This is a genomic window from Bacillus sp. 2D03 (assembly GCF_003946765.1).
Classification (GTDB): Bacteria; Bacillota; Bacilli; order Bacillales; family Bacillaceae_G; genus Bacillus_A; species Bacillus_A cereus.
This window is the reverse complement of record NZ_RPSJ01000001.1, coordinates 225,210-252,159: the sequence shown is the minus strand read 5'-3', so window position 1 is coordinate 252,159 and position 26,950 is coordinate 225,210. Positions and strand designations below refer to the sequence as shown.

Below are 26,950 nucleotides of genomic sequence, written 5' to 3'. Positions count from 1 at the left end.
TTTTTTTCATGGCTGAACATATGTTAGATATGGGTCAAGATACAACTCTTGGTAAAGTAGAAATTGCACCAGAAGTAATTGAAGTAATTGCAGGTATTGCAGCTGCTGAAGTAGAAGGTGTAGCGGCAATGCGCGGTAATTTTGCTACAGATGTTGTTGAGAAGTTAGGTAAGAAAAATCATGGTAAAGGTGTAAAGGTTGAATTAGCAAACGAAGATATTATCGTTGACCTTTATGTTGTAATGTATTTTGGTGTAGCAATTCCAGTTGTTGCACAAAAGATTCAAGACAATATTCGCCAAGCACTCTTTACAATGACAGGACTTGAGCCAAAAGAAGTGAATGTTCACATCGTTGGCGTAACATTCGAAACACAAAAAACAGAAATCGAACCAGTGTAAGAATGAAAAGGTGCCTAGTAACATAGGCATCTTTTTTATCGTTTCATTTCTTCACAAATTACAACCCTCTAATTATTATACTATTTCAAAAAATAAGAAATAAACAAGAAAATGTGTCGTTTTTCCAAAAAACGTACATTGTGATAAGATATGGAACTTGAAGTTAATCTTTTTATTATTTTTCAGCCTTGTAACCCGTGTGTGAAACGATAAATTGTGTTATTATCATTGTATTATAAGGTTGGAAAATCAATGAAAACTGTAAGAGTAAGTGAATTGACGGCTTATAAATTATAATAATATAACAAAGTATAAGGAAAGACTTGAAGCATAAAGGAGAGTTACAATGAAACGTAGGACGGCTAGAGAAAGAGCAATGCAGGCATTATACCAAATGGATATTACAGGTGAATTAGAACCGAAAGTAGCAGTGGAAAACACGCTGGATGAAGGCGAAGAAACAAATGAGTTTCTAGAGTCACTTGTAGTAGGTTTTGTAGAAAATAAAGAAGCAATCGATGAAGCGATTCGTCAAAACTTAAAAAAGTGGAAGCTTGAGCGTATTAGTATTGTTGATCGCAGTATTTTACGTGTAGCTGTGTATGAAATGAAGTACATGGAAGAAATTCCACACAACGTAACAATTAACGAAGCAATTGAAATTGCAAAAACATTTGGGGATGAGGAATCTCGTCGTTTTATTAACGGCGTTTTATCTAATATAAAAGATACACTGTAAATTCTTTAAGGGGGAATCTTAAAATGGTAGCAGTAATCATCAAAGGAAATGAAGTTGCGGAGAAAAAACGAGCACAATTAACAGAAGAAGTTGTGAAGTTGAAAGAGCAAGGTATTGTACCAGGATTAGCAGTTATTTTAGTTGGAGAAGATCCAGCATCTCGTTCTTATGTGAAAGGAAAAGAAAAAGGCTGTGAACAAGTAGGGATTTACTCAGAGCTAATTGAACTTCCTGAAACAATTACTGAGGAACGTTTGCTTGCTGAAATCGATCGCTTAAATGGAGATGACCGTATTAATGGCATATTAGTGCAATTACCTTTACCAAAACATATTGAAGAAAAAGCTATCATTGAAAGAATTTCACCAGAAAAGGATGTAGACGGATTTCACCCAATCAGCGTGGGACGTATGATGACGGGACAAGATACATTCCTTCCATGTACACCGCATGGTATTGTAGAATTAGTAAAAGAAACAAATCTTGATATTTCTGGAAAACATGTAGTAGTAATTGGAAGAAGTAATATTGTCGGTAAACCAGTGGGACAATTGTTTTTAAATGAAAATGCCACTGTAACATATTGTCATTCTAAGACGCAAAATATGAAAGAGTTATCGAAGTTAGCTGATATTTTAATCGTAGCTGTTGGACGACCTAAAATGATAACAGCGGATTATATTAAAGAAGGAGCGGTTGTAATTGACGTTGGTGTTAACCGTTTAGAAACAGGAAAACTTTGTGGTGATGTTGACTTTGACAACGTGTTAGATGTTGCGGGTTACATTACACCTGTGCCAAAGGGTGTTGGTCCAATGACAATCACAATGCTTCTTCATAATACTGTTGAATCTGCCAAACGTGCAGGTGTCGTTTGTAAATAATTTGAGTCGGCTATGAGGAGAGAGAAATGGAGAAGCAATATTTAACCGTTACAGCGTTAACACGCTATATAAAAACAAAAATAGAATATGATCCGCATTTGCAGTCTGTTTGGTTAAAAGGTGAAATTTCCAACTTTAAAAATCATAGCCGTGGCCACATGTATTTTACATTGAAAGATGAAAATGCAAGAATCGCAGCGGTTATGTTTGCGGGCCATAATCGTAATATTAAATTCAAACCTGAAAATGGGATGAAGGTACTCGTGAAAGGGAAAATCTCTGTTTACGAGGCGAGTGGTTCTTATCAAATTTATATTCAAGACATGCAGCCTGACGGAGTCGGGAATTTACATTTAGCGTACGAACAGTTAAAAGTTCGTTTAGAAGAAGAAGGACTTTTTTCTCAAGTTTATAAAAAAGCGATTCCTCCTTACGCTAAAACAATAGGTGTGATTACGTCGCCAACAGGAGCAGCGATTCGTGATATTATAACAACGATTAAACGTCGTTATCCAATTGGGAATGTTATTGTATTTCCGGTACTTGTACAAGGGGAGTCAGCGGCTCCCTCGATTGTACAAGCGATTCGTACAGCGAATGAAATGGGAGAGATAGATGTACTAATCGTTGGTCGTGGTGGAGGTTCTATTGAGGAATTATGGGCTTTCAATGAGGAAATGGTTGCAAGAGCAATCTTTAAGAGTGAAATTCCTATTATTTCGGCAGTAGGCCATGAAACGGATTTTACAATCGCAGATTTTGTTGCAGATTTACGCGCGCCAACACCGACTGCAGCAGCTGAGCTGGCAGCACCTAACATTATAGAGTTACAAGAAAAGGTATTACAAAGAACTCTGAGATTGCAAAGAGCAATGAGAGAGTTAGTACATAAAAAAGAAGAAAAACTACAAGTGTTGCAAAAATCGTATGCGTTCCGTTATCCAAGACAAGTATATGAGCAAAAGGAAGAGCAATTAGATAGAGCGCTAGAACAGCTTGTTTTAGCGAAAGAGCGCTATATTGATAAAAAGATGAATCAGTTAAAGCAACTTTCATTTTATTTAGAGAAGCACCACCCATCTCAAAAAATTATGCAAACGAAGGTAGCTGTTGAAACGTTGCAAAAGCAATTACAACGTGAAATGCAAACGTTACTTCAAACGAAAGAATTTGCCTTTGTAAGAGCTGCTCAAAAACTTGAAGCGTTAAGTCCGCTTAAAGTAATGATGAGAGGGTACGGGCTTGTATATGATGAAGAGAAGCAAGTGTTAAAAAGTGTGAAAGATGTAAGCCTTGGAGATGCTGTTTCAGTTCAATTACAAGATGGAATACTAGATTGTAGCGTATCAGGCATAGAGGAGCGTGAATTGAATAATGGAAAATAAATTAAGCTTTGAAGAGGCAATTTCGCAACTTGAGCATCTTGTTTCTAAGCTAGAACAAGGTGACGTACCTTTAGAAGAAGCGATTTCTTATTTTAAAGAAGGTATGGAATTATCTAAGCTTTGTGATGAGAAGTTGAAGAATGTACAAGAACAAATGGCAGTTATTCTTGGGGAAGATGGAGAGCTTGAACCGTTTACTGCTTTAGGAGATGAAGCATAGTGACGATTGCTTTTGATACTTTTTTGAAAGAAAGTAAAACTTTCGTAGAAGAAAAACTTGTAAGCTATGCAAATGAATTACAATGTCCAAGTGTACTTCGTGAAGCGATGGCATATTCTTTGGAAGCGGGTGGAAAACGTCTCCGCCCGTTACTTTTGTTTGCAACATTACAAGCGTTTGGGAAAGAAAGAAATCTTGGAGTAGGTGCAGCTTGTGCTCTTGAAATGATTCATACATATTCATTAGTTCATGATGATTTACCTTGTATGGATGATGATGATTTAAGAAGAGGAAAGCCCACAAATCACAAAGTATTTGGTGAAGCGATGGCAGTTTTAGCAGGAGATGGCTTATTGACGTATGCTTTTCAAGTTATTATGGCATATGAGCAAAAAGAAATTTCTGCCGAAAAAAAAGTAAGACTTGTACTTGAACTTGCAAAAGCAGCAGGACCAGAAGGAATGGTTGGCGGACAAGTGGCAGATATGGAAGCTGAAGGGAAACGCCTTACGATTGATGAATTGGAGTACATCCATAAACATAAGACCGGAAAACTGCTTGAATTTGCTGTACTTGCGGGTGCGATACTTTCTGATGCGACAGAAGAGCAAGAAGAAAAGTTGCTTACGTTTGCCAAATATATCGGTCTAGCTTTCCAAATTCGAGATGATATTTTAGATGTCGAAGGAACTGAAGAAGAGATTGGAAAACCGATTGGTAGCGATCTTTTTAATGAAAAGAGCACATATACAACGTTGTTTACTGTAGATAGAGCAAAAGATATTTTAGAAGAAACAATTGCAGAAGCAAAAGGTGCGATTAGTTCCTTGCAATTACAAGATGAATATTTACTATCTATTTGTGATTTGATTGCAAAACGTAATAACTAATATAACAGCGTTTTCATTTGTTGAGTCATTCATCATTTTATGATATAAATGTAGGAAAAGGTTTTTCTTTTCTTGTTATTGGCAAAAATATATGTAGATTACATTGCCGTTATCACTTCGTGTTAGCGGCTATTTTTTTCATCGCCTAAAGAAATATGGTTTATAATAGGATTAGGGCGCAATAGACTGGTTAATAGCGGGACAAGACGAAAAATAGAAAAGAGAATTTCTTGTTTTGTGTAAATGTTTTTTATAATATTTGACATGTTGACAGATTATGAAATGAAAGTGAGTGATCCATGTGGATCTAACGCAAATTCAAAACCCTAGTTTTTTGAAAGATATGTCTATCAGTGAACTAGAGGGATTGAGTGAGGATATTCGTAAGTTTTTAATTGAAGAGCTCTCTCAAACAGGTGGACATATTGCACCTAATTTAGGTGTAGTAGAACTCACAATTGCTCTGCACAAATTATTTGATAGCCCGCAAGATAAATTTTTATGGGATGTAGGACATCAATCCTATGTACATAAAATTTTAACTGGACGTGCGAAAGAGTTTGGTACATTAAGGCAATATCAAGGTCTATGTGGTTTCCCGAAACGTTGCGAGAGTGAGCACGATGTATGGGAAACTGGTCATAGCTCGACTTCGTTATCGGCTGCAATGGGAATGGCTCTGGCACGTGATTTAAAGAAAACGAAAGAATATGTTATACCAATTATTGGAGATGGTGCTTTAACAGGCGGAATGGCTTTAGAGGCATTGAACCATATTGGACATGAAAAAACAGACATGATTGTTATTTTGAATGATAATGAAATGTCAATTGCACCAAACGTTGGTGCGCTTCATAATGTGCTCGGTCGTTTACGTACCGCAGGAAAATATCACTGGGTAAAAGATGAATTAGAGTATATATTAAAGAAAATCCCAGCAGTTGGCGGGAAAGTGGCTGCGACAGCAGAGAAAATAAAAGATAGTCTTAAATATTTACTAGTATCTGGTGTCTTTTTCGAAGAGTTAGGCTTTACATATTTAGGTCCAGTCGATGGGCATGATTATGAAAAGTTATTCGAAACGTTGCAATATGCAAAGAAAACAAAAGGCCCAGTGCTTGTTCACGTTATTACGAAAAAAGGAAAAGGTTATAAACCGGCTGAGAGTGACGTTATTGGAACTTGGCATGGAACAGGACCTTATAAAATTGAATCAGGTGACTTCGTTAAGCCGAAAGAAGTTGCACCAGCATGGAGTGCTGTCGTTAGTGAAACAGTACTTAAGCTAGCGAGAGCGGATGAGCGTATCGTAGCAATTACACCTGCAATGCCTGTTGGATCAAAACTTGAGAAATTCCAAAAAGAATTCCCAGATCGTATGATTGATGTAGGTATTGCAGAACAGCATGCTACAACAATGGCAGCAGGTATGGCAACGCAAGGAATGAAGCCATTCTTAGCAATTTATTCAACATTTTTACAAAGAGCATATGACCAAGTTGTTCATGATATATGCCGCCAAAATTTAAATGTTTTCATCGGAATAGATCGCTCGGGATTAGTAGGAGCAGATGGTGAAACGCATCAAGGCGTATTTGATATCTCATTCTTACGTCACTTGCCGAATATGGTGCTTATGATGCCGAAAGATGAAAATGAAGGGCAACATTTAGTTTATACGGCGATGCAATATGAAGATGGACCAATCGCATTGCGTTATGCTCGCGGTAATGGACTTGGCGTTCATATGGATAAAGAATTAAAGGTGATTCCAATTGGTACGTGGGAGACGTTAAAAGAGGGTACACAAGCAGCTATTTTAACGTTTGGTACGACAATACCAATGGCAATGGAAGCAGCTGAGCGTCTTGAAAAAGCTGGGGTTTCAGTGAAAGTAGTGAATGCTCGCTTTATTAAACCAATGGATGAAGCATATTTACATGATCTTCTAGGAAAGAATATACCGATTTTAACGATTGAAGAAGCTTGTTTAATCGGTGGTTTTGGAACAGGAGTAGTTGAATTTGCATCTGAAAATGGTTACCATAGTGCATTAGTTGAACGAATGGGTATTCCAGACCGCTTCATAGAGCACGGAAGTGTAACAAAATTATTAGAAGAAATTGGTTTAACGACAGATGCTGTTATAGACCGTATTCATACAATGATTCCATCAAAACAAAAAAGGGCGTAACAAATGAGCGTAAAAAAAGAAAGAGTAGATGTACTATTAGTAGAGCGAGGACTTATAGAAACGCGTGAGAAAGCAAAGCGCGCCATTATGGCCGGACTCGTATATGCAAATGAGATGAGACTTGATAAGCCAGGAGAGAAAATCTCGCAAGATACTGAGATTACGGTGAAGGGACAAGTTATGCCGTATGTAAGTCGTGGTGGTTATAAACTTGAAAAGGCATTAGAGACATTTCATCTTGATTTACAAGATAAAGTTATGATAGATATTGGTTCATCAACTGGTGGCTTTACAGATTGCGCGCTTCAAAATGGAGCGAAATTATCTTATGCATTAGATGTAGGATACAATCAACTAGCGTGGAAATTACGTCAAGATGAGCGTGTTGTTGTAATGGAACGAACAAACTTCCGTTACGTGACACCAGCAGACTTAGAACGTGGTTTACCTCAATTTGCAAGTATTGATGTTTCATTTATATCATTAAAGCTTATACTGCCAGTTTTAAAAACAATGCTTATGCCTAACGGAGATGTAGCAGCGTTAATTAAACCGCAGTTTGAAGCTGGAAGAGAGCAAGTTGGGAAAAAAGGTATCGTTCGCGATAGAAAAGTACATGAAGCTGTTGTAGAAATGATTGTCGAGTTTGCTTTAAAAGAAGGCTATGATGTGGAAGGTTTAACATTCTCACCAATTACGGGTGGGGATGGTAATATTGAATTTTTAATTCATCTGAAATGGCATGGTGAACGTGAGAATGGCGAAAATCATTCTCCGATTTCTATAGAGCAAGTTGTTACAGAAGCGCATGACGTTCTAAAACAAAAAGGGAAAGGGGAATAACATATGTTGTTCCTCTTTTTGCTGTAATTGTATAATGATTGTAAAAACAATTGTGTACAAGAAACGAATTATAAGTTAACATAAATAAGTGAAGTATACCAATGTTTAAACTATGGTAAGAGATAGTGTGAGGTGCAAATGTATGAACAAAGGTCAGCGCCATATTAAAATCAGGGAAATTATTGCAAACAAAGAAATTGAAACACAAGATGAATTAGTTGATATTTTACGTAATGAGGGATTTAATGTAACGCAAGCAACAGTATCGCGCGATATTAAAGAACTGCACTTAGTGAAGGTGCCATTACATGATGGGCGCTATAAATATAGCTTGCCAGCAGATCAACGATTTAACCCGTTACAAAAATTAAAACGAAATCTAGTGGATTCATTTGTAAAATTAGACACGGCAGGACATATGCTTGTGCTAAAAACATTGCCTGGTAACGCTCATTCACTTGGAGCACTTATTGATCATTTAGAGTGGGATGAGATCATCGGAACCATCTGTGGTGATGATACTTGCTTAATTATTTGCCGTACACCTGACGATACAGGTGTTGTCTCTGATCGTTTCTTAAATATGCTGTAACAAAAAATCTTGTTTGCTTTCCATCGTAAAGTGGAAAGTGAACAAGATATTTTTATTGGTTAAAAATATGAATTTTCAATTGTAATATAATATTTTGTTTGCATAAAGTTAAAAAATAGATGGATTGACCCGTAAAACAAATGTTTGGTACAATGAAGCGGGTTAGAAGAGTATATACATACAAATATATAGCATGATTATTTGAATGAAGAACTGAGAAAATCCTTTAGTAAGGGATTATTTTATAACGAGGTGAATGGGGCATTGTTATCGGAATTATCGATTAGAAACTTTGCTATTATTGAAGCATTAAATATTTCTTTTCAAAAAGGTTTAACGGTTTTAAGCGGTGAAACAGGGGCCGGAAAATCGATTATTATTGATGCAATTAGTTTACTTGTAGGTGGCCGTGGGTCAGCAGAATTTGTTCGATATGGAACAGAAAAGGCTGAGATTGAAGGGCTATTTTATGTTGAAGATGAGAAGCATCCATGTATTGAAAAGGCAGAAGAGTTAGATATAGAAATAGAAGATGGTATGATTATTTTAAAGCGTGATATTGCTGCGAACGGGAAGAGTGTATGTCGTGTAAATGGGAAGCTTGTTACACTTAGCATATTAAAAGAAATTGGGAAAACACTTGTTGATATTCATGGACAGCACGAAACGCAAGATTTAATGAATGAAGAACGACATCTGTTTATGCTTGATCACTTTGATGGGGATCGAATCGTTAAACAATTAGACATATATCAAAACGTATACGCTGACTATGAAAAATTAAAAAAACAATTGAAATCGTTAAGTGAAAATGAGCAACAAATGGCACATCGCTTAGATTTAATTCAATTTCAGCACGAGGAAATTCGCAAGGCGGATTTAAAGATGGATGAAGAAAATGAATTAACTGAGGAACGATTGCAAATTTCTAATTTTGAAAAGATTTATAAAGCGTTAGGTGATGCATATCGTTCTTTAAGTGCCGACGGACAAGGATTAGATAATGTAAGAAGTGCAATGGGGCAAATGGAAAGTATTACACATTTAGATGAAGTGTATCAAGAGAATCATGATTCAATTGCAAATAGCTATTACTTATTAGAAGAGGTTGCCTATCAACTGAGGGAAAAGCTCGATATGATGGAATATGATCCAAATCGTTTAGATGAAATCGAAACACGTTTGAATGAAATTCGTATGCTAAAGAGAAAATATGGAAATAATGTAGAAGAGATTTTAGCGTATGCTGATAAAATTGAACAGGAAATTTTTACGATTGAAAATAAAGACGTTCATATTGAAACGACGAAGAAACAGTTGAAGGAATTAGAAAGTGTTATTATGAAAGAAGCAACGTTGTTAAGTAATATGCGTCATGAGCTTGCAGAACACCTTACAAATGCAATTCATCAGGAATTAAAAGAATTATATATGGAAAAAACGAAATTTGAAGTGAGAATTATGAAGAGAGAAGGAAATGCAGAAGAGCCCCTTGTGGAAGGTGCGCCGGTAAGACTTACGGCGGATGGTTACGATCATGTGGAATTTTATATTTCAACGAACCCAGGAGAGCCGCTAAAACCACTTTCAAAGGTTGCTTCTGGCGGAGAGTTATCTCGTATCATTTTAGCTTTAAAAAGCATTTTTTCTAAGCATCAAGGGGTTGCATCTGTTATTTTTGATGAAGTGGATACGGGTGTAAGTGGCCGGGTCGCACAGGCTATTGCGGAAAAAATTTATCGAGTATCAGTAAACTCGCAAGTACTTTGTATTACGCACTTACCTCAAGTAGCTTCAATGGCGGATTCACATTTATTTATTCGAAAACAAGTAGCGAATAATCGGACAATTACATCAGTTACTGTTTTAACTATGGAGGATAAAGTAACAGAAATAGCTCGAATGATTTCTGGTGTGGAAATCACAGATTTAACGACAGAGCATGCGAAAGAATTACTTACGCAAGCGCATCATTTTAAACAGACAGCAGAGGCTATCCAGTAATGGATAGCTTTTTTTCTCAAATGACGATTTCTTAATTCTTCCGGTTATAAATAAAGCACTGCAAGGAGAGATTAAAAAGTGAAGCCAAGAGGCTGAATGTGGGGTAGGAGCGAGGAGAGTGAACAAGTTGAAATTAGAAAAATTTCGAAAAATAATAGGTCTTTGTCTCCTTGTTTCTTTAGTTTTTATTGGATGTTTTAAACCGCTTCGAACGTTTATTTCATCACCGAAACAACTTGTTGTTTTTGAAGGGCAACAATCAGAAATATCATCATTACCAGTTTTCAAAGCTTCATCCACAAATCGTCATGTATTTACAGTGAGTTCGAATGAACAAAAACAAGGACTTATGGTAAATTCTCATCAAAATGGTGAAGCTGATATGGTATTTCAGCTTGCTGGTTTTCCAGTGAAAAAAGTAAATGTGAAAGTGTTAAAAGATTTTAAAGTGATTCCAGGTGGACAATCAATTGGTGTGAAATTAAATACAAAAGGTGTACTTGTTGTAGGCCATCATTTAATTCAAACTGAAAAAGGTAAAATATCTCCTGGTGAAACAGCAGGTGTACAAATTGGAGATATGATTACTGAAATTAATGGTAAAACAATTGAAAGAATGAGTGATGTAGCACCGTTTATTCATAATAGTGGAGAAACAGGTGAACCGCTTAATCTTGTATTGTTAAGAGATGGAAAATATATTCGTACGAAGCTAACTCCACAAAAAGACAACGGTGAATCGTCTTATCGAATTGGCTTGTATATCCGTGATTCGGCAGCTGGAATTGGAACGATGACATTTGTTCATCCAGATTCTATGAAATATGGGGCACTTGGTCATGTTATTTCTGATAATGATACGAAAAAGCCGATTCAAGTCGAAGATGGACAAATTATGCGCTCGACAGTTACATCAATTGAAAGAGGTAGTCATGGGAATCCAGGGGAGAAATTAGCAAGATTCTCACCAGACCGTGAAGTGATTGGCAATATTACAATTAATAGTCCATATGGTATTTTTGGAAAATTAAATACGAATATGAAAAACGGTATAATGGATAAAGCAATGCCTATCGCATTATCTCATCAAGTAAAAGAAGGACCGGCAAAAATATTAACAGTTATTGATCAAGATAAAGTAGAAGCGTTTGATATTGAAGTTGTTAGTACAGTGCAGCAAAAATTCCCAGCCACAAAGGGTATGGTAATAAAAGTAACAGATAAACGTCTATTAGCGAAAACGGGCGGTATCGTACAAGGAATGAGCGGAAGTCCAATTGTACAAAATGGAAAAGTAATTGGTGCTGTTACACATGTATTTGTAAATGATCCAACATCAGGATATGGTGTTCATATTGAATGGATGTTACATCAAGCTGGAATTAATATTTATGATCAAGAGAAAAAAGCGAGCTAATATATATTATTAGCTCGCTTTTTCTGTTGAAAAATTCGTTGAAATTTTGTAAAAGCTCCGCAAGAGGTGTTTTTTGTTGTAAAATAAAAGGAAAGGGTTGAACGTTTCGTTGTATTTCTATGATGGAATGTGTTGCGAAAGGGAATAAATGAACGATAAACATATTTTTTTGTGATTTTATCGGAAAGTAAGAAACTTTAAAAGGGAATTTTCACACAATTGTCGAACAATTCATGTAGCCTAGAAGGATACACATGTCGGAGAATCGATTCGGTAAGGGAGGAAAAGCTGTGGAGAAAATTAAAGTATGTCTTGTGGATGATAATAAAGAACTAGTATCAATGTTAGAGAGCTATGTAGCCGCTCAAGATGATATGGAAGTAATCGGTACTGCTTATAATGGTCAAGAGTGTTTAAACTTATTAACAGATAAGCAACCTGATGTACTCGTTTTAGACATTATTATGCCACACTTAGATGGTTTAGCTGTATTGGAGAAAATGCGACATATTGAAAGGTTAAAACAGCCTAGCGTAATTATGTTGACAGCATTTGGCCAAGAAGATGTGACGAAAAAAGCAGTTGACTTAGGTGCCTCGTATTTCATATTAAAACCATTTGATATGGAGAATTTAACGAGTCATATTCGTCAAGTGAGTGGTAAAGCAAACACTATGATTAAGCGTCCACTACCATCATTCCGATCAGCCACAACAGTAGATGGAAAACCGAAAAACTTAGATGCGAGTATTACGAGTATCATTCATGAAATTGGTGTACCCGCTCATATTAAAGGATATATGTATTTACGAGAAGCAATCTCCATGGTATACAATGATATCGAATTATTAGGATCGATTACGAAAGTATTGTATCCAGATATCGCAAAGAAATATAATACAACAGCAAGCCGTGTGGAGCGCGCAATTCGTCACGCAATTGAAGTAGCTTGGAGCCGTGGGAATATTGATTCTATTTCGTCCTTATTCGGTTATACAGTATCCATGTCAAAAGCAAAACCTACGAATTCTGAGTTTATCGCAATGGTTGCGGATAAGCTGAGACTTGAACATAAAGCTAGTTGAGAGTAAAAGTAGTAAGGGATTTAAGCTTTAGTAAAGCTTAATAATTCTTGAAATTGATACTCGATATCAAATTTAAAACCAATGAACTTTTTATTTAAAGACCAATGAATGTTATAATTCGTTGGTCTTTTTATTTTGTTGAGAAAAAGAGATTATTTGATAGTATGGAAAATAAAACCTATTTTTAGTAATATTACATGTAAGTGAGTTTTTTATAAGGCAATAAAATAGATATAGATAGGGAGAAGGGGAATGGAAAATAAAATTTCAACTTGGCTAGGAATAGTAGCAGCTATGGGAGTTCTTGCTATTGCAGTTACATTTGGAATGTTAGAACTTGCAGATAATCCCGTAGATAAAGAAGTGAGTGCTCAAATAGATAAAAAAGAAGACCAAACAATAGTAGGTAGAGAGGTAGATGGGGTCTTTGTTGATGTGTATGTTACTGAAAATTCTACTGAAAGCGAAGTCATTACAGCCATGCATCGCATGACTCATCAAAAAGTGGTGGCAGAACGAAAATCGGGCTCTATCCCAATGATTCAAAGTAATACTAAAAAATTAAAAGAAATTATAAATAAGAGTAGCTTTGCGAAGAAAAATGAACTTTTAGCAATTGCTGATAGATGGGCGAAAAAAGATTTTAGTAAAATTGTAGAAGATCACAATTATTTCTCAGATGCTCAAGAAGATAGCGTTTGTAAAGCAACTAGAGCAATGGATGCGTTAGAAGAGCAACATTATATTTTAACTACATTCGGGGAGGAAAAAGCGAAAGAACTATACGAATCAGGGGATGCTCCGCACGTTCAATAAAAACAATATAAAGGGCTTCTAGTTTTTTTATGATCGTGTTTTTAGGACGCAATGGGGACTTATAAATAAATGGTCTGCTTTCTTTATGACGTGTAACAAAAAAGAAAAGATGTGATTCATTATTAAATGATGAAGGAACGGCTAAATCACATCGTAGTACATCTGTTAAAGGATTTTAGTAGGAAAGGCATCCGTGATATAATAGAAAATAATAAAAAGTCCTGCAAAACAGGACTGTATTATTCTTCGTCTTTATTTTGTTTTTCTAATTCAACTAGTTTTTGAATTAAAATGTGCTGCGGCATATGCATGAGTTGTTCAAGTGGAACACCTAGTGCTTTTGATAAGCGGACTGCAGTATCTGGAGAGATTTGTAATGGTCTCATAGAAGTACCTCCTTTTTCGTATAGTATAGCATAAGATTGGGGGAGTGAGGATGACTCTTATATTTGCACATCGTGGTGCGGCTGGAACGTACCCAGAAAATACAATGATTTCATTTGAAGCAGCTGAGTCTTTTAGAGCGGATGGAATTGAACTTGATGTTCAATTAACGAAAGATGGAAAAGTTGTCGTCATTCACGATGAAACGGTGGACCGGACAACAAATGGAAAAGGTGCGGTTCGGAATTATGTATATGAGGACTTATGCAAGTTAGATGCAAGTTATAAATTTGGTGATAAAGTAGGTTTTTGTAAAATACCACTTTTAGAAGAGGTATTAGAATGGCTTGAACAAACGAGTTTGCTACTTAATATTGAACTTAAAAATAATAAAATTCCATACAGAGGTTTAGAGGAAGAAGTTATAACGCTTGTACGGAAATTTAGTCTAGAGGATCGTGTTATATTTTCTTCGTTTAATCACTACAGTATGAAACGGTGCCATATGATGGCCCCTGATATTCAAACAGCAATTTTATATCGCGAAGGTTTGCATAGTCCGTGGGCATACGCGAAAAAAATGGGGGCTACAGCAGTACATCCGAATTATCGTTATCTTCAAGATGCTATTGCCGAACTAACGATGGAAAGTGGTGTAGAAGTTCGCCCTTATACAATTAATGAAGAAACGCTTATGCGTAAATATTTTGATATGAATATATCGGCGATTATTACTGATTACCCTGAAACGGCAAGAACGTTATTGCCAATAAAAAAATGAGACCGCGTGTAACGGTCTCATTTTTTTATTTATAAATAGTGGGGTATTCCTATCTTCTAAAGCGAGCTTGTACTTTATTTCGTTTGCGATCTCGGTGCAAGACGAAGCCACCAAAGATATAAAACCCGAGCGCGAAGCAGAGAGCGCCGATTAAAAATTGTAACCACAGTATAGAAATTGGTGGAAATAGAATCCCGAATACAGTATCTCTCATTAACTTTATGCCAAACACAGCTAATGAAATAGGGATGAGTGCTAATAGTAGAGCAACGTAACGCTGCATACATAACGCTCCTTTTCAGATTATTTCGTATATTTTAATGATGTTATACGGAAAGGGGGTTTGTCAAGAGGGTGCTGAACGAGTAAGATAAGGGTGTGAAAAAATTTGCAGAGTTACTTCGAGAGGAAGTGTAATATATGAAACAAAAAGTATTAATTGTTGGTGCAGGTGAAGGCGGGAGCGCGCTGCTGAATCTGTTACAAAGTTCGAATATATTTCAAATTATAGGGATTATTGATATAAATCCGTTGGCAAAAGGACTACAAATTGCTAAGGAATACGGGATTGCAATTGGAGAAAGTGTAACTCCATTTCTTTCTATGCATATCGATGTAATATTTGATATGACAGGTGAAGATGATGTACATAAAGTTTTATTAGAAAAAAAGAAAAAAGACACTCTTCTTATACCAGGTGATATCGCAAAAATTGTTACAGGATTAGCGCATGAGAAGGAAGGGCTAATTGGGCGGTTAGAGGAACAGACGCAACAAGGAGAATTAATTTTAAATTCTACACATGACGGCATGATTGTAATTGATCGAGAGGGACAAGTTCGTCTTTTTAATAAAAGTGCAGAGCGTATTATCGGATATAAAAAAGAAGAGGCGATAGGAAAGTATATTTTAGAAGTCATTCCAACTAGTAAATTACTTCGCATTATACGTACGAAACAAATAGAAGTAAATTATGAACTGACATTAGAGAATGGAAAGAAAATTATTACAACGCGTATTCCAATATTAAAAGAAGGAGGAGAGGTACAAGGGGCATTTGCAATTTTTAAAGATATAACAGAAGTTGTAGATCTTGCGGAAGAAGTTACAGACTTAAAAGAAATTCAAACACTATTAGAGGCAATTATTAACTCATCTGAAGAAGCGATTTCGGTTGTGGATGAAAAAGGAAGAGGTTTAGTCATTAACCCAGCATATACGAAATTAACGGGTTTAACAGAAGAAGATATTATTGGGAAGCCTGCTACAACTGATATTGTAGAAGGCGAAAGTATGCATATGAAAGTACTTCGAACGCGTCGTGCGGTGCGCGGAATACATATGAAGATTGGGCAAAAAAAGCGAGATGTAATTGTAAACGTAGCACCAGTTATTGTGGATGGAATATTGAAAGGAAGCGTCGGTGTTATCCGTGACGTGTCGGAAATTCAAAAATTAACAAATGAATTGAATAGAGCAAGGCAAATTATTCGTACATTAGAAGCGAAATATTCATTTGATGATATTGTCGGAAATTCAGATGAAACAACGGCAGCTATCGAACAGGCGAAGCTAGGAGCGAATACACCAGCAACAGTACTGTTACGCGGGGAATCTGGGACTGGTAAAGAATTGTTTGCACATGCAATCCATAATGGAAGTAATCGAAAATACAATAAGTTCGTCCGTGTAAACTGTGCGGCCATTTCGGAGACGTTGTTAGAAAGTGAATTATTTGGTTATGAGGAAGGGGCGTTTTCTGGAGCGAAAAGAGGCGGGAAACGTGGGTTCTTTGAGGAAGCGAATAACGGTAGTATTTTTTTAGATGAAATAGGGGAGTTGTCTGCAAATACACAAGCGAAACTCCTTCGTGTATTGCAGGAAAAAGAAATTGTAAAAGTTGGTGGAACGAAAGCGATACCTATTAATGTTCGAGTAATTGCAGCGACACATGTGAATTTAGAAAAGGCTATTCTAGAAGGGAAGTTTAGGGAGGATTTATATTATCGATTAAATAAAATTCCAATTCAAATTCCATCTCTTCGTCAACGTAAAGGAGATATACCGACAATTGCGGACAGATTGATTCAAAAAATTAATCAAGATTACGGTCGTAATGTAGAAGGGCTCACTGATTCAGCCGTTTTATATTTACAATCATACGAATGGCCAGGAAATGTGAGGGAACTTGAAAATATTTTGGGGAGAGCTATTATCTTTATGAATTATAACGAGACCTATATTGATGTACACCATTTACCGCCATTACATAAAGAAGAGCAGGTGGAGTCAAAGCAATCTCATTTATTACCTGAATTAGAAGAAAAGCCACTTGAACATTTAGTGACAGAGTTTGAAGGGAATATTATTTATGAATATTTGGAGAGATTTGATGGGAATAAAACACAAACTGCAAAAGCGTTAGGAATTTCCGTTCGAAATTTATATTACAAGCTAGAAAAGTATGACCATGCAAAAAATAGCATGCAATAAATTGCGTACCGTGCAATTTATTGCATGGTATACAAAAAGCGACAAAATAAGACAGAATCTTTCGTTATTTTTCAAAGTATTGATTTTACTGCATTTTGAATGCGTTTTCATTATTGGTAAGACCACTTTTAAAAGTTGGCACGGTATTTGCTTTATAAATAGACGAGGGACGACGGAAAGGGTTGATTACAAAATATGAAGTTAGAATACTTAATTGATCAAGCAGCAGGAAAGCCTAAAAAAACTGTGGCTGTAGCAGTAGCTGAAGATCATGAAGTAATTGAAGCTGTAGCGAAAGCAATTAAATTACAGCTAGCTCAATTTCGTCTATATGGAAATCAAGAAAAAATAATGGGGATGCTACAAGAACATGGTTTACAAACTTCAGAACATGTTGAAGTGATTGCAGCAATGTCTAGTGCTGAAGCTGCAGAACTTTCTGTTAAAGCTGTGAGAAATGGTGAAGCAGATGTGCTTATGAAGGGGAACATCCCAACAGCGAATATTTTGAAGGCTGTGTTAAACAAAGAGTGGGGCCTACGTAAAGGTAGCGTACTTTCACATGTAGCAGCATTTGAAGTTCAAAATTACGACCGTCTTATTTTCGTTACAGATGCAGCGATGAACATCGCACCTGACGTAACACAAAAAGCTGCTATTATACAAAATACTGTAGAAGTTGCCCAGGCAATAGGAATCGACTTGCCCAAAGTGGCACCAATCGCAGCAGTAGAAGTTGTGAATCCAGCGATGCAGGCGACAATTGATGCAGCGATGTTAACACAAATGAATCGCCGTGGACAAATTAAAGATTGTATCGTTGATGGACCACTTGCTTTAGATAATGCAGTATCACAAATTGCAGCAGAGCATAAAGGCATAGTAAGTGATGTAGCAGGTAAGGCAGATATTTTACTCGTCCCAACGATTGAAGCTGGAAATGTGCTATATAAATCACTCGTATACTTTGCGGATGCAAAAGTAGGAGCAATGATTGCTGGCGCAAAAGCACCGATTGTTTTAACATCTCGTGCTGATTCAGCAGAAACAAAAGTATATTCATTAGCATTGGCAGTTGCGACTGCTTCAAAATAAACCAAAAAGGGTAAAACATTAGGGGGAAACGACAATGACATTAGAAATCTTCGAATACTTAGAAAAATATGATTATGAGCAAGTAGTATTTTGTCAAGATAAAGAATCTGGTTTAAAAGCAATTATTGCAATTCATGATACAACACTTGGACCGGCTCTTGGTGGAACAAGAATGTGGACATATGATTCTGAAGAAGCGGCGATTGAAGATGCATTGCGTCTTGCAAAAGGGATGACATACAAAAACGCAGCAGCTGGTTTAAACTTAGGTGGTGCGAAAACAGTAATTATCGGTGATCCTCGTAAAGATAAGAGCGAAGCAATGTTCCGTGCACTAGGACGTTATATCCAAGGACTAAACGGACGTTACATTACAGCTGAAGATGTTGGTACAACAGTAGATGATATGGATATTATCCATGAAGAAACTGACTTTGTAACAGGTATCTCACCATCATTCGGTTCTTCTGGTAACCCATCTCCAGTAACTGCATACGGTGTTTACCGTGGTATGAAAGCAGCTGCAAAAGAAGCTTTCGGTACTGATAATTTAGAAGGAAAAGTAATTGCTGTTCAAGGCGTTGGTAACGTAGCATATCACCTATGCAAACATTTACACGCTGAAGGAGCAAAATTAATCGTTACAGATATTAATAAAGAAGCTGTACAACGTGCTGTAGAAGAATTCGGTGCATCAGCAGTTGAACCAAATGAAATTTACGGTGTTGAATGCGATATTTACGCACCATGTGCATTAGGCGCAACAGTTAATGATGAAACTATTCCACAACTTAAAGCAAAAGTAATCGCAGGTTCTGCAAATAACCAATTAAAAGAAAATCGTCACGGTGACATCATTCATGAAATGGGTATTGTATACGCACCAGATTATGTAATTAATGCAGGTGGCGTAATTAACGTAGCAGACGAATTATATGGATACAATAGAGAACGTGCACTAAAACGTGTTGAGTCTATTTATGACACAATTGCAAAAGTAATCGAAATTTCAAAACGCGATGGCATAGCAACTTATGTAGCGGCAGATCGTCTAGCTGAAGAGCGCATTGCAAGCTTGAAAAATTCTCGTAGCACTTACTTACGCAACGGTCACGATATTATTAGCCGTCGCTAATCATTCATATATAACTTTTACAAAAGGCGTGGTTACCTCTTATGAGGTTTCCACTTCCTTTTGAATTTATTAGTGGAGGTAGCAACATTGTCTGTAAATCGAATTCTTGTTATTAACCCAGGTAGTACATCCACAAAAATTGGTGTTTTTGATAATGAAAGACCCGTTTTAGAAGAAACGATTCGTCATGACGTAGAACAGATTGGGAAATACAAGCGAATTATCGACCAATATGAGTTTCGAAAAGAAACGATTTTAGAAGTTCTACATTCTCATGGTATTAACATTTCAAAATTAAACGCTGTTTGTGGACGTGGTGGATTACTTCGTCCAATCGAAGGCGGTACGTATACAGTAAACGATGCGATGTTAGAAGATTTAAAAAATGGGTTTAGCGGTCATCACGCTTCAAACCTTGGAGGCATTTTAGCATATGAAATTGCTTCTGGATTAAACATTCCTGCATTTATTGTGGATCCTGTCGTTGTAGATGAGATGGAGCCAGTTGCTCGTATAAGTGGTATTGCTGGTATGGAACGTAAAAGTATCTTCCATGCATTAAATCAAAAAGCAGTTGCTCGTAAAGTAGCCGAACAGTTAAACCACAAATATGAGGATTTAAATTTATTAGTTACACATATGGGCGGTGGTATTACAGTTGGTGCTCATAAAAAAGGAAGAGTAATCGATGTGAATAACGGTTTAAACGGAGAAGGACCATTTAGTCCAGAGCGTGCTGGTACAGTACCAGTAGGGCAACTAGTAGAAATGTGTTTCTCTGGTGAGTATTACCGAGATGAAATGATTAAAAAGCTTGTCGGACAAGGTGGACTTGTAAGTTTAATCGGTACAAATGATGCGATTAAAGTAGAGAAAATGGTTGAAAAAGGTGATCCTGAAGCAACTCTTATTTATAAAGCAATGGCATATCAAGTTGCAAAAGAGATTGGCGGAGCTAGCGCTGTACTTCACGGGAAAATCGATGCAATCGTATTAACTGGTGGACTGGCATACAGTAAAATTCTTGTCGATGAAATAAAAGAGCGAGTGGACTGGATTGCAGATGTTATCGTACATCCAGGCGAAGATGAGTTAGAAGCGTTAGCAGAAGGAGCACTTCGTGTATTACGTGAAGAAGAAGCTCCAAAAGAATATGTTGTACGTGAAAAAGAAACGGTAGCTAGGGGTTGAGATAATGGCAAAAGAATATGATTTAGTCATCGTTGGCGGCGGTACTGGTGGATATGTTGCTGCAATTCGTGCATCACAACTAGGGTTAAAAACTGCACTAGTCGAAAAAGAAAATCTTGGTGGTACTTGTTTACACAAAGGATGTATCCCTAGTAAAGCTCTTTTACGTAGTGCGGAAGTATATGCAACTGCTAAAAAAAGCGAAGAGTTCGGAGTTATTGCAAGCAATGTAGAACTAAACTTTGCGAAAGTACAAGAGCGTAAAGAGAAGATTGTAACGCAGCTTCATAAAGGCGTTCAACACTTAATGAAACAAGGTAAAATTGATGTGTTTGAAGGTATTGGCCGTATTCTTGGCCCATCTATTTTCTCTCCGATGCCAGGGACAATTTCAGTTGAACTTGCAAGTGGAGAAGAGAATGAAATGTTAATTCCAAAAAATGTACTTATTGCAACAGGTTCTCGTCCAAATTCATTACCAGGTTTAGAATTAGACGGAGAGTACGTAATGTCTTCAGATCATGCCCTAAAAATGGAAACGCTTCCTAGTTCGATTATTATCGTTGGTGGCGGTGTAATCGGTATTGAGTGGGCATCTATGCTTGCTGACTTCGGTGTAGAAGTTACAGTATTAGAGTATGCAAAAACAATATTACCACTAGAAGATCAAGACGTTTCAAAAGAAATGCAACGTCTATTCAAGAAAAAAGGTATTAAAGTGGTAACTGGTGCAAAAGTATTACCAGAAACATTGGTAAAAGATAATGGAGTAACAATCCAAGCTGAACACAACGGTGAAAATAAAGAATTTAAAGCAGAAAAAATGCTTGTATCTGTAGGAAGACAAGCGAATACGCAAAATATTGGCTTAGAGAACACAGATATCGTTGTGGAAAAAGGATACATTCAAACAAATGAGTTTTATCAAACGAAAGAATCGCATATTTACGCAATTGGAGATGTAATCGGTGGCCTGCAACTTGCTCACGTTGCTTCTCATGAAGGAATTGCTGCAGTAGAACATATTGCAGGGAAAGAAGTTACACCAATTGATTACTCTATGGTATCAAAATGCGTATATAGCAGTCCAGAAGTTGCTTCTGTCGGTTTAACAGAACAAGAAGCGAAAGAAAAAGGCTATAAGTTAAAAGTAGGTAAGTTCTCATTCCGCGCAATCGGAAAAGCACTTGTATACGGAGAATCAGATGGTTTCGTAAAACTTGTAGTTGATGAAGAGACAAATGACATTCTTGGTGTTCATATGATTGGACCACATGTAACAGATATGATTTCTGAAGCGGGTCTTGCAAGAGTACTTGATGCAACACCTTGGGAAGTAGCACATACAATTCATCCGCATCCATCATTATCTGAGGCGATTGGTGAAGCAGCACTTGCTGTAGATGGAAGAGCGTTACACGCATAAAAATGTGGATTTAGGAGGTTATGAAAAATGGCAGAAGTAAAAGAAAAGCGCCATGAAGAGCTTGGCTTAAGTGATGAGCAAGTATTAGAAATGTTCCGTACGATGTTACTTGCACGTAAAATTGACGAACGTATGTGGTTATTAAACCGCGCTGGTAAAATTCCATTCGTAATTTCTTGTCAAGGACAAGAGGCTGCACAAGTTGGAGCGGCGTTCGCTCTTGATAGAGAGAAAGATTATGCATTACCATACTACCGTGATATGGGTGTTGTACTAGCATTTGGTATGACAGCTAAAGAGCTTATGTTGTCTGCTTTTGCGAAAGCTGGAGATCCAAACTCTGGTGGTCGTCAAATGCCTGGTCACTTCGGTCAAAAGAAAAATCGTATTGTTACAGGTTCATCTCCAGTAACAACACAAGTACCACATGCAGTTGGTATTGCACTAGCTGGAAAAATGGAGAAGAAAGATTTAGTAACGTTCGTTACATTTGGAGAAGGTTCTTCAAACCAAGGTGACTTCCATGAAGGAGCAAACTTTGCTGGTGTACACAAACTACCTGTTATTTTTATGTGTGAAAATAACAAATATGCAATCTCTATTCCAGTTGAAAAACAATTAGCATGTAAAAACGTATCAGATCGTGCGATTGGTTACGGTATGCCTGGATATACAATAGACGGAAACGATCCACTTGCAGTATATAAAGCTGTAAAAGAAGCAGCAGATCGCGGTCGTCGTGGTGAAGGACCAACTTTAATTGAAACAGTATCATATCGTTTAACAGCACATTCTAGTGACGATGATGATCGTGTTTATCGTGATAAAGAAGAAGTAGAAGAAGCAAAGAAAAAAGATTCAATTATAACATTCGCAGCTTATTTAAAAGAAGCTGGTGTGTTAACTGAGGAATCCGAAAAACAAATGTTAGACGAAATTATGCATATCGTAAATGAAGCAACAGAATATGCAGAAAATGCTCCGTATGCAGCACCTGAAGATGCATTGAAGCACGTATACGCAGAATAGGGGGGAACGTTTCATGGCTGTAATGTCTTATATTGATGCTATTACATTAGCAATGCGCGAAGAAATGGAACGCGATGAGAAAGTATTCGTTTTAGGAGAAGATGTTGGTAAAAAAGGTGGCGTGTTTAAAGCGACACACGGTTTGTATGATCAATTTGGTGAAGATCGTGCGCTTGATGCACCGCTTGCAGAATCTGCAATTGCTGGGGTAGCAATTGGTGCAGCAATGTATGGTATGCGTCCAATCGCTGAAATGCAGTTTGCTGATTTCATCATGCCAGCAGTAAACCAAATTGTTTCTGAGGCAGCAAAAATTCGTTATCGTTCTAATAATGATTGGACTTGTCCAGTTACAATCCGTGCACCATTTGGCGGGGGTGTTCACGGTGCATTGTATCATTCACAATCTGTAGAAGCGATGTTTGCAAACCAACCAGGTTTAAAAATCGTTATCCCTTCTACACCATATGATGCAAAAGGCTTATTAAAAGCAGCCATTCGTGATGAAGATCCAGTATTATTCTTCGAACATAAACGTGCATATCGTTTAATTAAAGGTGAAGTACCAGAGGATGACTACGTATTACCAATCGGAAAAGCAGATGTAAAACGTGAAGGTGATGATATTACAGTTATCACGTACGGATTATGTGTTCATTTTGCTCTTCAAGCGGCTGAAAAGTTAGCACAAGATGGCATCTCTGCACACATTCTTGATTTACGTACTGTATATCCATTAGATAAAGAAGCAATCATTGAAGCAGCTTCTAAAACAGGTAAAGTTCTTCTTGTAACAGAAGACAATAAAGAAGGAAGCATTATGAGTGAAGTGGCAGCAATTATCGCTGAAAACTGTCTATTTGATTTAGATGCGCCAATCGCACGTCTTGCAGGTCCAGACGTTCCAGCAATGCCATATGCACCAACAATGGAAAAATTCTTTATGGTAAATCCAGATAAAGTTGAAAAAGCAATGCGTGAACTTGCGGAATTTTAATCGGGGGGACTATACATGGCTGTAGAAAATATTACAATGCCTCAGCTCGGGGAGAGCGTTACAGAGGGCACAATTAGTAAATGGCTCGTTAATGTTGGCGATCACGTAAATAAGTATGATCCGCTTGCAGAAGTAATGACTGATAAAGTAAATGCTGAAGTACCATCTTCTTTCACGGGTGTTGTGAAAGAGTTAATCGCTGGTGAAGGTGATACGTTAGCTGTAGGTGAAGTAGTTTGTGTTATTCAAGTAGAAGGCGCAGATGAAGTAGCAGCAACAGCTGTTGAGGAAAAAACTAAAGAAGAATCAAAGGCAGAAGTAGCTACGTCTGAAAAAGCACCGAAAGTAAAACAACCAACTGATGGAAAACCACGTTTTTCACCAGCTGTGTTAAAGCTTGCAGGTGAGCATAACGTTGATTTAGATCTAGTAGAAGGTACGGGAGCAAACGGCCGTATCACTCGTAAAGATATTTTAAAGCTAGTGGAATCTGGAAATATCCCACAAGCAGGTGCGGCGAAGAAAGAGGAAGCTGTAGCGGCAGTAGTAGAAGCTCGCCCAGAAGCACCAAAAGCAGCACCAGTAGCGCAAAAAGTAGAAGCTGCGAAACCAGTTTCTGTACCTACAATGCCTGGAGATATCGAAATTCCAGTAACAGGTGTGCGTAAAGCAATCGCAGCAAACATGTTACGTAGTAAACACGAAGCACCACATGCTTGGATGATGATTGAAGTAGATGTGACAAACCTTGTGTCATACCGTAACTCAATTAAAGGTGACTTTAAGAAGCGTGAAGGCTTTAACTTAACGTTCTTTGCTTTCTTCGTAAAAGCAGTAGCACAAGCGTTAAAAGAGTATCCTCAAATTAATTCAATGTGGGCTGGCGATAAAATTGTTCAGAAGAAAGATATTAACCTTTCTATCGCTGTTGCAACAGAGGAAGAACTATTTGTACCAGTAATTAAGCAAGCGGACGAGAAAACAATTAAAGGTATCGCTCGTGAAATTACAGAACTTGCAGGAAAAGTACGTACGAAATCGTTAAAAGCAGACGAAATGCAAGGTGGAACATTTACAATTAATAACACAGGATCATTCGGTTCTGTTCAATCTATGGGTATTATTAATTACCCACAAGCGGCTATTTTACAAGTTGAATCAATTGTAAAACGCCCAGTAATTATGGATAACGGTATGTTCGGTGCTCGTGATATGGTTAACTTATGTTTATCACTTGATCACCGAGTACTTGATGGTTTAATTTGTGGTAAGTTCTTAGGACGTGTTAAAGAAATTTTAGAAAACATGTCAGAAAATAATACATCTGTATATTAATAAAAAGCTCGCTTATGCGAGCTTTTTATTATCTTATTTCTTCATCTACATCCTACTATATGTATAAATATCTTTCCCAGTAATCTTACAATAAACGATTATGTATTAGGAATTTACGAAAATACATTGCTGATATATGGTATATGGATATAAAATAAGAAAAGAATAATTTTTTTGGCAAATCTTACTGACGAAACTGTAGTATAATATATTGTATTGTATGAAAAAGAGAGTTATTCTATATAAGTGTTTTATAGATAATGTGTAATCAGTCGTCAAAACATGAAGAATGTTGACTCCTGGTTTTTTATTTTTGCCGTAACAATGTTTCAGGAGGATGTCATGAAAAGAAGTACCGAGTTTCTAAAAAGTTTAGATGTAAAATTAATTTTAATTTTGTGTGCACTATGTGTGACGAGTATAGCTGCTATATATAGCAGTCAGCAAACGGGACAGTATGGAGCTGCAAACTTTGCTATGAAACAAGGTGTTAACTACATAATTGGGGTTGTATTGTTACTTCTTGTTGCAAGCATCGACTTAGATCAATTGCAAAAATTATCTTGGCCACTTTATATTGCCGGGTTTGGTTCACTTATTCTTTTGAAAATACTACCGGTTTCCACCTTCACACCTGAAAAATTAGGTGCAAAAAGATGGTTCGTTTTTCCAGTACTTGGACAAATTCAGCCGTCTGAGTTTTTCAAAATTGCATTGCTTCTTGTAGTAGCAAGCATAGCTGTGAAACATAATGCGCAGTATATGGCGAGGACATTCCAAACGGATTTAAAATTAGTAGGTAAAATTATGCTAGTTTCTCTTCCGCCTATGGCTGTTGTATATAGCCAACCGGATACAGGTATGGTGTTCTTATATGCTGCTGCTATTGCATGTATTTTATTTATGTCAGGTATTCAAAAGAAATTGATAGCATTATGTACAGTTATTCCGTTGACCATATTATCTGCTTTAATATTTATTTTCTTTAAGTATCCAGATTTTTTCTATAATAAGTTAGTTACTTTACTAAAACCTCACCAACAGTCGCGTATTGTAGGTTGGTTAAATCCATTTGAAAATGCAGATCAAGGTTATCAAACACAGCAATCGATTTTAGCTGTAGGTAGTGGAGGAATGGAAGGTAAAGGATACGGTGGAGGAAGCGTCTATATCCCAGAGAAGCATACTGACTTTATTTTCGCTACAATTGCCGAAGAAGGTGGATTTATCGTAGCAGCCTTAGTTGTCTTCTTGTTCCTATTACTACTATATCGAACAATTATTATTGGTTATTCCGCTGATAATTTATTTGGTACATTATTATGCGCTGGATCAATCGGTATATTAACAGTTCAAATATTCCAAAACATCGGTATGATCGTTGGATTAATGCCTGTAAAAGGTATTGCATTACCTTTCTTATCGTATGGGGGAAGTTCCTTATTCTCAAATATGATTATGATGGGGCTCATACTATCGGTACGGAAAACGTATAAAAAATATATGTTTTCAGTTAAGTAAAAAAAGCTGGTTCGTTTTTAAACGAACCAGCTTTTTTACATATATGCTCATAAACGTTGCAAACTAAAACAGGATAGCAGTTTGAGACGGGTA

25 protein-coding genes are annotated in these 26,950 nt (G+C 36.9%); 23 read left to right on the top strand and 2 right to left on the bottom strand.

Annotation, left to right across the window (positions count from 1 at the left end; genetic code table 11):
• Positions 1–8 precede the first annotated feature (8 nt).
• The 13 genes from EBQ15_RS01485 (at position 9) to EBQ15_RS01420 (ending at position 13,470) form a co-directional block, all read left to right on the top strand.
• Positions 9–401: an Asp23/Gls24 family envelope stress response protein gene (locus EBQ15_RS01485; RefSeq protein ID WP_000807630.1), complete on the top strand. Its 393-nt coding sequence runs from the start codon at positions 9–11 to the stop codon at positions 399–401.
• A gap of 346 nt (positions 402–747) precedes the next feature.
• Positions 748–1,140: a N utilization substance protein NusB gene (gene nusB, locus EBQ15_RS01480; protein WP_000830247.1), complete on the top strand. Its 393-nt coding sequence runs from the start codon at positions 748–750 to the stop codon at positions 1,138–1,140.
• A 23-nt stretch (positions 1,141–1,163) separates the two neighbouring features.
• Positions 1,164–2,024 carry a bifunctional methylenetetrahydrofolate dehydrogenase/methenyltetrahydrofolate cyclohydrolase FolD gene (gene folD / locus EBQ15_RS01475; RefSeq protein ID WP_000226732.1) on the top strand — a complete coding sequence of 287 codons (861 nt, stop codon included), beginning with the start codon at positions 1,164–1,166 and terminating at the stop codon, positions 2,022–2,024.
• 26 nt (positions 2,025–2,050) lie between these two features.
• A complete protein-coding gene (xseA, locus tag EBQ15_RS01470; protein WP_000415246.1) occupies positions 2,051–3,409 on the top strand; it encodes an exodeoxyribonuclease VII large subunit in 1,359 nt (452 codons plus the stop codon).
• Positions 3,399–3,629, top strand: coding sequence for an exodeoxyribonuclease VII small subunit (gene xseB / locus EBQ15_RS01465; RefSeq protein ID WP_000428423.1), 231 nt, complete (start codon positions 3,399–3,401; stop codon positions 3,627–3,629). The genes xseA and xseB overlap by 11 nt, the downstream gene beginning before the upstream one ends.
• Complete coding sequence (ispA, locus tag EBQ15_RS01460; RefSeq protein ID WP_000150376.1) at positions 3,629–4,519, top strand: (2E,6E)-farnesyl diphosphate synthase; 891 nt, start codon at positions 3,629–3,631, stop codon at positions 4,517–4,519. The genes xseB and ispA overlap by 1 nt, the downstream gene beginning before the upstream one ends.
• A 301-nt stretch (positions 4,520–4,820) precedes the next feature.
• Positions 4,821–6,713 (top strand): 1-deoxy-D-xylulose-5-phosphate synthase, encoded by a 1,893-nt coding sequence (dxs, locus tag EBQ15_RS01455; protein WP_000366455.1) that lies wholly within the window; start codon positions 4,821–4,823, stop codon positions 6,711–6,713.
• A gap of 3 nt (positions 6,714–6,716) precedes the next feature.
• A complete protein-coding gene (locus EBQ15_RS01450; protein ID WP_000111874.1) occupies positions 6,717–7,556 on the top strand; it encodes a TlyA family RNA methyltransferase in 840 nt (279 codons plus the stop codon).
• Positions 7,557–7,698: 142 nt separating this feature from the next.
• The gene (gene argR, locus EBQ15_RS01445; protein ID WP_001032580.1) at positions 7,699–8,148 is read left to right on the top strand and encodes an arginine repressor ArgR; all 450 of its coding nucleotides are present in this window, start codon (positions 7,699–7,701) and stop codon (positions 8,146–8,148) included.
• Between the two features lie 264 nt (positions 8,149–8,412).
• Positions 8,413–10,152, top strand: a complete 1,740-nt coding sequence (gene recN / locus EBQ15_RS01440; RefSeq protein WP_000947766.1) for a DNA repair protein RecN — start codon at positions 8,413–8,415, stop codon at positions 10,150–10,152.
• 118 nt (positions 10,153–10,270) lie between these two features.
• A complete protein-coding gene (spoIVB, locus tag EBQ15_RS01435; protein ID WP_002000940.1) occupies positions 10,271–11,569 on the top strand; it encodes a SpoIVB peptidase in 1,299 nt (432 codons plus the stop codon).
• Positions 11,570–11,859: 290 nt separating this feature from the next.
• A complete protein-coding gene (spo0A, locus tag EBQ15_RS01425) occupies positions 11,860–12,654 on the top strand; it encodes a sporulation transcription factor Spo0A (protein WP_021727703.1) in 795 nt (264 codons plus the stop codon).
• A 252-nt stretch (positions 12,655–12,906) separates the two neighbouring features.
• Positions 12,907–13,470: a PRK06770 family protein gene (locus EBQ15_RS01420; RefSeq protein WP_000428232.1), complete on the top strand. Its 564-nt coding sequence runs from the start codon at positions 12,907–12,909 to the stop codon at positions 13,468–13,470.
• 239 nt (positions 13,471–13,709) lie between these two features.
• Here EBQ15_RS01420 and EBQ15_RS01415 read toward each other — a convergent pair whose 3' ends face one another.
• Complete coding sequence (locus tag EBQ15_RS01415; protein ID WP_001247671.1) at positions 13,710–13,856, bottom strand: YycC family protein; 147 nt, start codon at positions 13,854–13,856, stop codon at positions 13,710–13,712.
• Between the two features lie 50 nt (positions 13,857–13,906).
• Here EBQ15_RS01415 and EBQ15_RS01410 point away from each other — a divergent pair, with 50 nt between their 5' ends.
• On the top strand, positions 13,907–14,635 hold the full coding sequence (locus tag EBQ15_RS01410; RefSeq protein WP_000172580.1) for a glycerophosphodiester phosphodiesterase: 729 nt from the start codon (positions 13,907–13,909) through the stop codon (positions 14,633–14,635).
• 49 nt (positions 14,636–14,684) lie between these two features.
• Here the strand turns inward: EBQ15_RS01410 and EBQ15_RS01405 are convergent, their stop codons facing one another.
• Positions 14,685–14,918 carry a DUF2627 domain-containing protein gene (locus EBQ15_RS01405; protein ID WP_001190210.1) on the bottom strand — a complete coding sequence of 78 codons (234 nt, stop codon included), beginning with the start codon at positions 14,916–14,918 and terminating at the stop codon, positions 14,685–14,687.
• A 137-nt stretch (positions 14,919–15,055) separates the two neighbouring features.
• On the opposite strand from EBQ15_RS01405, the gene EBQ15_RS01400 reads away from it, so the two are divergent.
• The 9 genes from EBQ15_RS01400 (at position 15,056) to EBQ15_RS01355 (ending at position 26,857) form a co-directional block, all read left to right on the top strand.
• On the top strand, positions 15,056–17,128 hold the full coding sequence (locus tag EBQ15_RS01400) for a sigma-54 interaction domain-containing protein (RefSeq protein ID WP_000810973.1): 2,073 nt from the start codon (positions 15,056–15,058) through the stop codon (positions 17,126–17,128).
• 195 nt (positions 17,129–17,323) lie between these two features.
• Positions 17,324–18,223 carry a phosphate butyryltransferase gene (gene yqiS, locus EBQ15_RS01390; protein WP_000764670.1) on the top strand — a complete coding sequence of 300 codons (900 nt, stop codon included), beginning with the start codon at positions 17,324–17,326 and terminating at the stop codon, positions 18,221–18,223.
• A gap of 34 nt (positions 18,224–18,257) precedes the next feature.
• Positions 18,258–19,358, top strand: coding sequence for a leucine dehydrogenase (locus tag EBQ15_RS01385; RefSeq protein ID WP_000171357.1), 1,101 nt, complete (start codon positions 18,258–18,260; stop codon positions 19,356–19,358).
• Between the two features lie 87 nt (positions 19,359–19,445).
• A complete protein-coding gene (gene buk / locus EBQ15_RS01380; RefSeq protein ID WP_000115780.1) occupies positions 19,446–20,549 on the top strand; it encodes a butyrate kinase in 1,104 nt (367 codons plus the stop codon).
• Positions 20,550–20,553: 4 nt separating this feature from the next.
• A complete protein-coding gene (gene lpdA / locus EBQ15_RS01375) occupies positions 20,554–21,975 on the top strand; it encodes a dihydrolipoyl dehydrogenase (protein ID WP_001051289.1) in 1,422 nt (473 codons plus the stop codon).
• Positions 21,976–22,002: 27 nt separating this feature from the next.
• Complete coding sequence (gene bfmBAA / locus EBQ15_RS01370; protein WP_000852551.1) at positions 22,003–23,004, top strand: 3-methyl-2-oxobutanoate dehydrogenase subunit alpha; 1,002 nt, start codon at positions 22,003–22,005, stop codon at positions 23,002–23,004.
• Positions 23,005–23,017: 13 nt separating this feature from the next.
• Positions 23,018–24,001, top strand: a complete 984-nt coding sequence (bfmBAB, locus tag EBQ15_RS01365; protein ID WP_000290071.1) for a 3-methyl-2-oxobutanoate dehydrogenase subunit beta — start codon at positions 23,018–23,020, stop codon at positions 23,999–24,001.
• A gap of 15 nt (positions 24,002–24,016) precedes the next feature.
• Positions 24,017–25,336: a dihydrolipoamide acetyltransferase family protein gene (locus EBQ15_RS01360; protein WP_000257681.1), complete on the top strand. Its 1,320-nt coding sequence runs from the start codon at positions 24,017–24,019 to the stop codon at positions 25,334–25,336.
• 342 nt (positions 25,337–25,678) lie between these two features.
• Positions 25,679–26,857 (top strand): FtsW/RodA/SpoVE family cell cycle protein, encoded by a 1,179-nt coding sequence (locus EBQ15_RS01355; RefSeq protein ID WP_000831182.1) that lies wholly within the window; start codon positions 25,679–25,681, stop codon positions 26,855–26,857.
• Positions 26,858–26,950 lie beyond the last annotated feature (93 nt).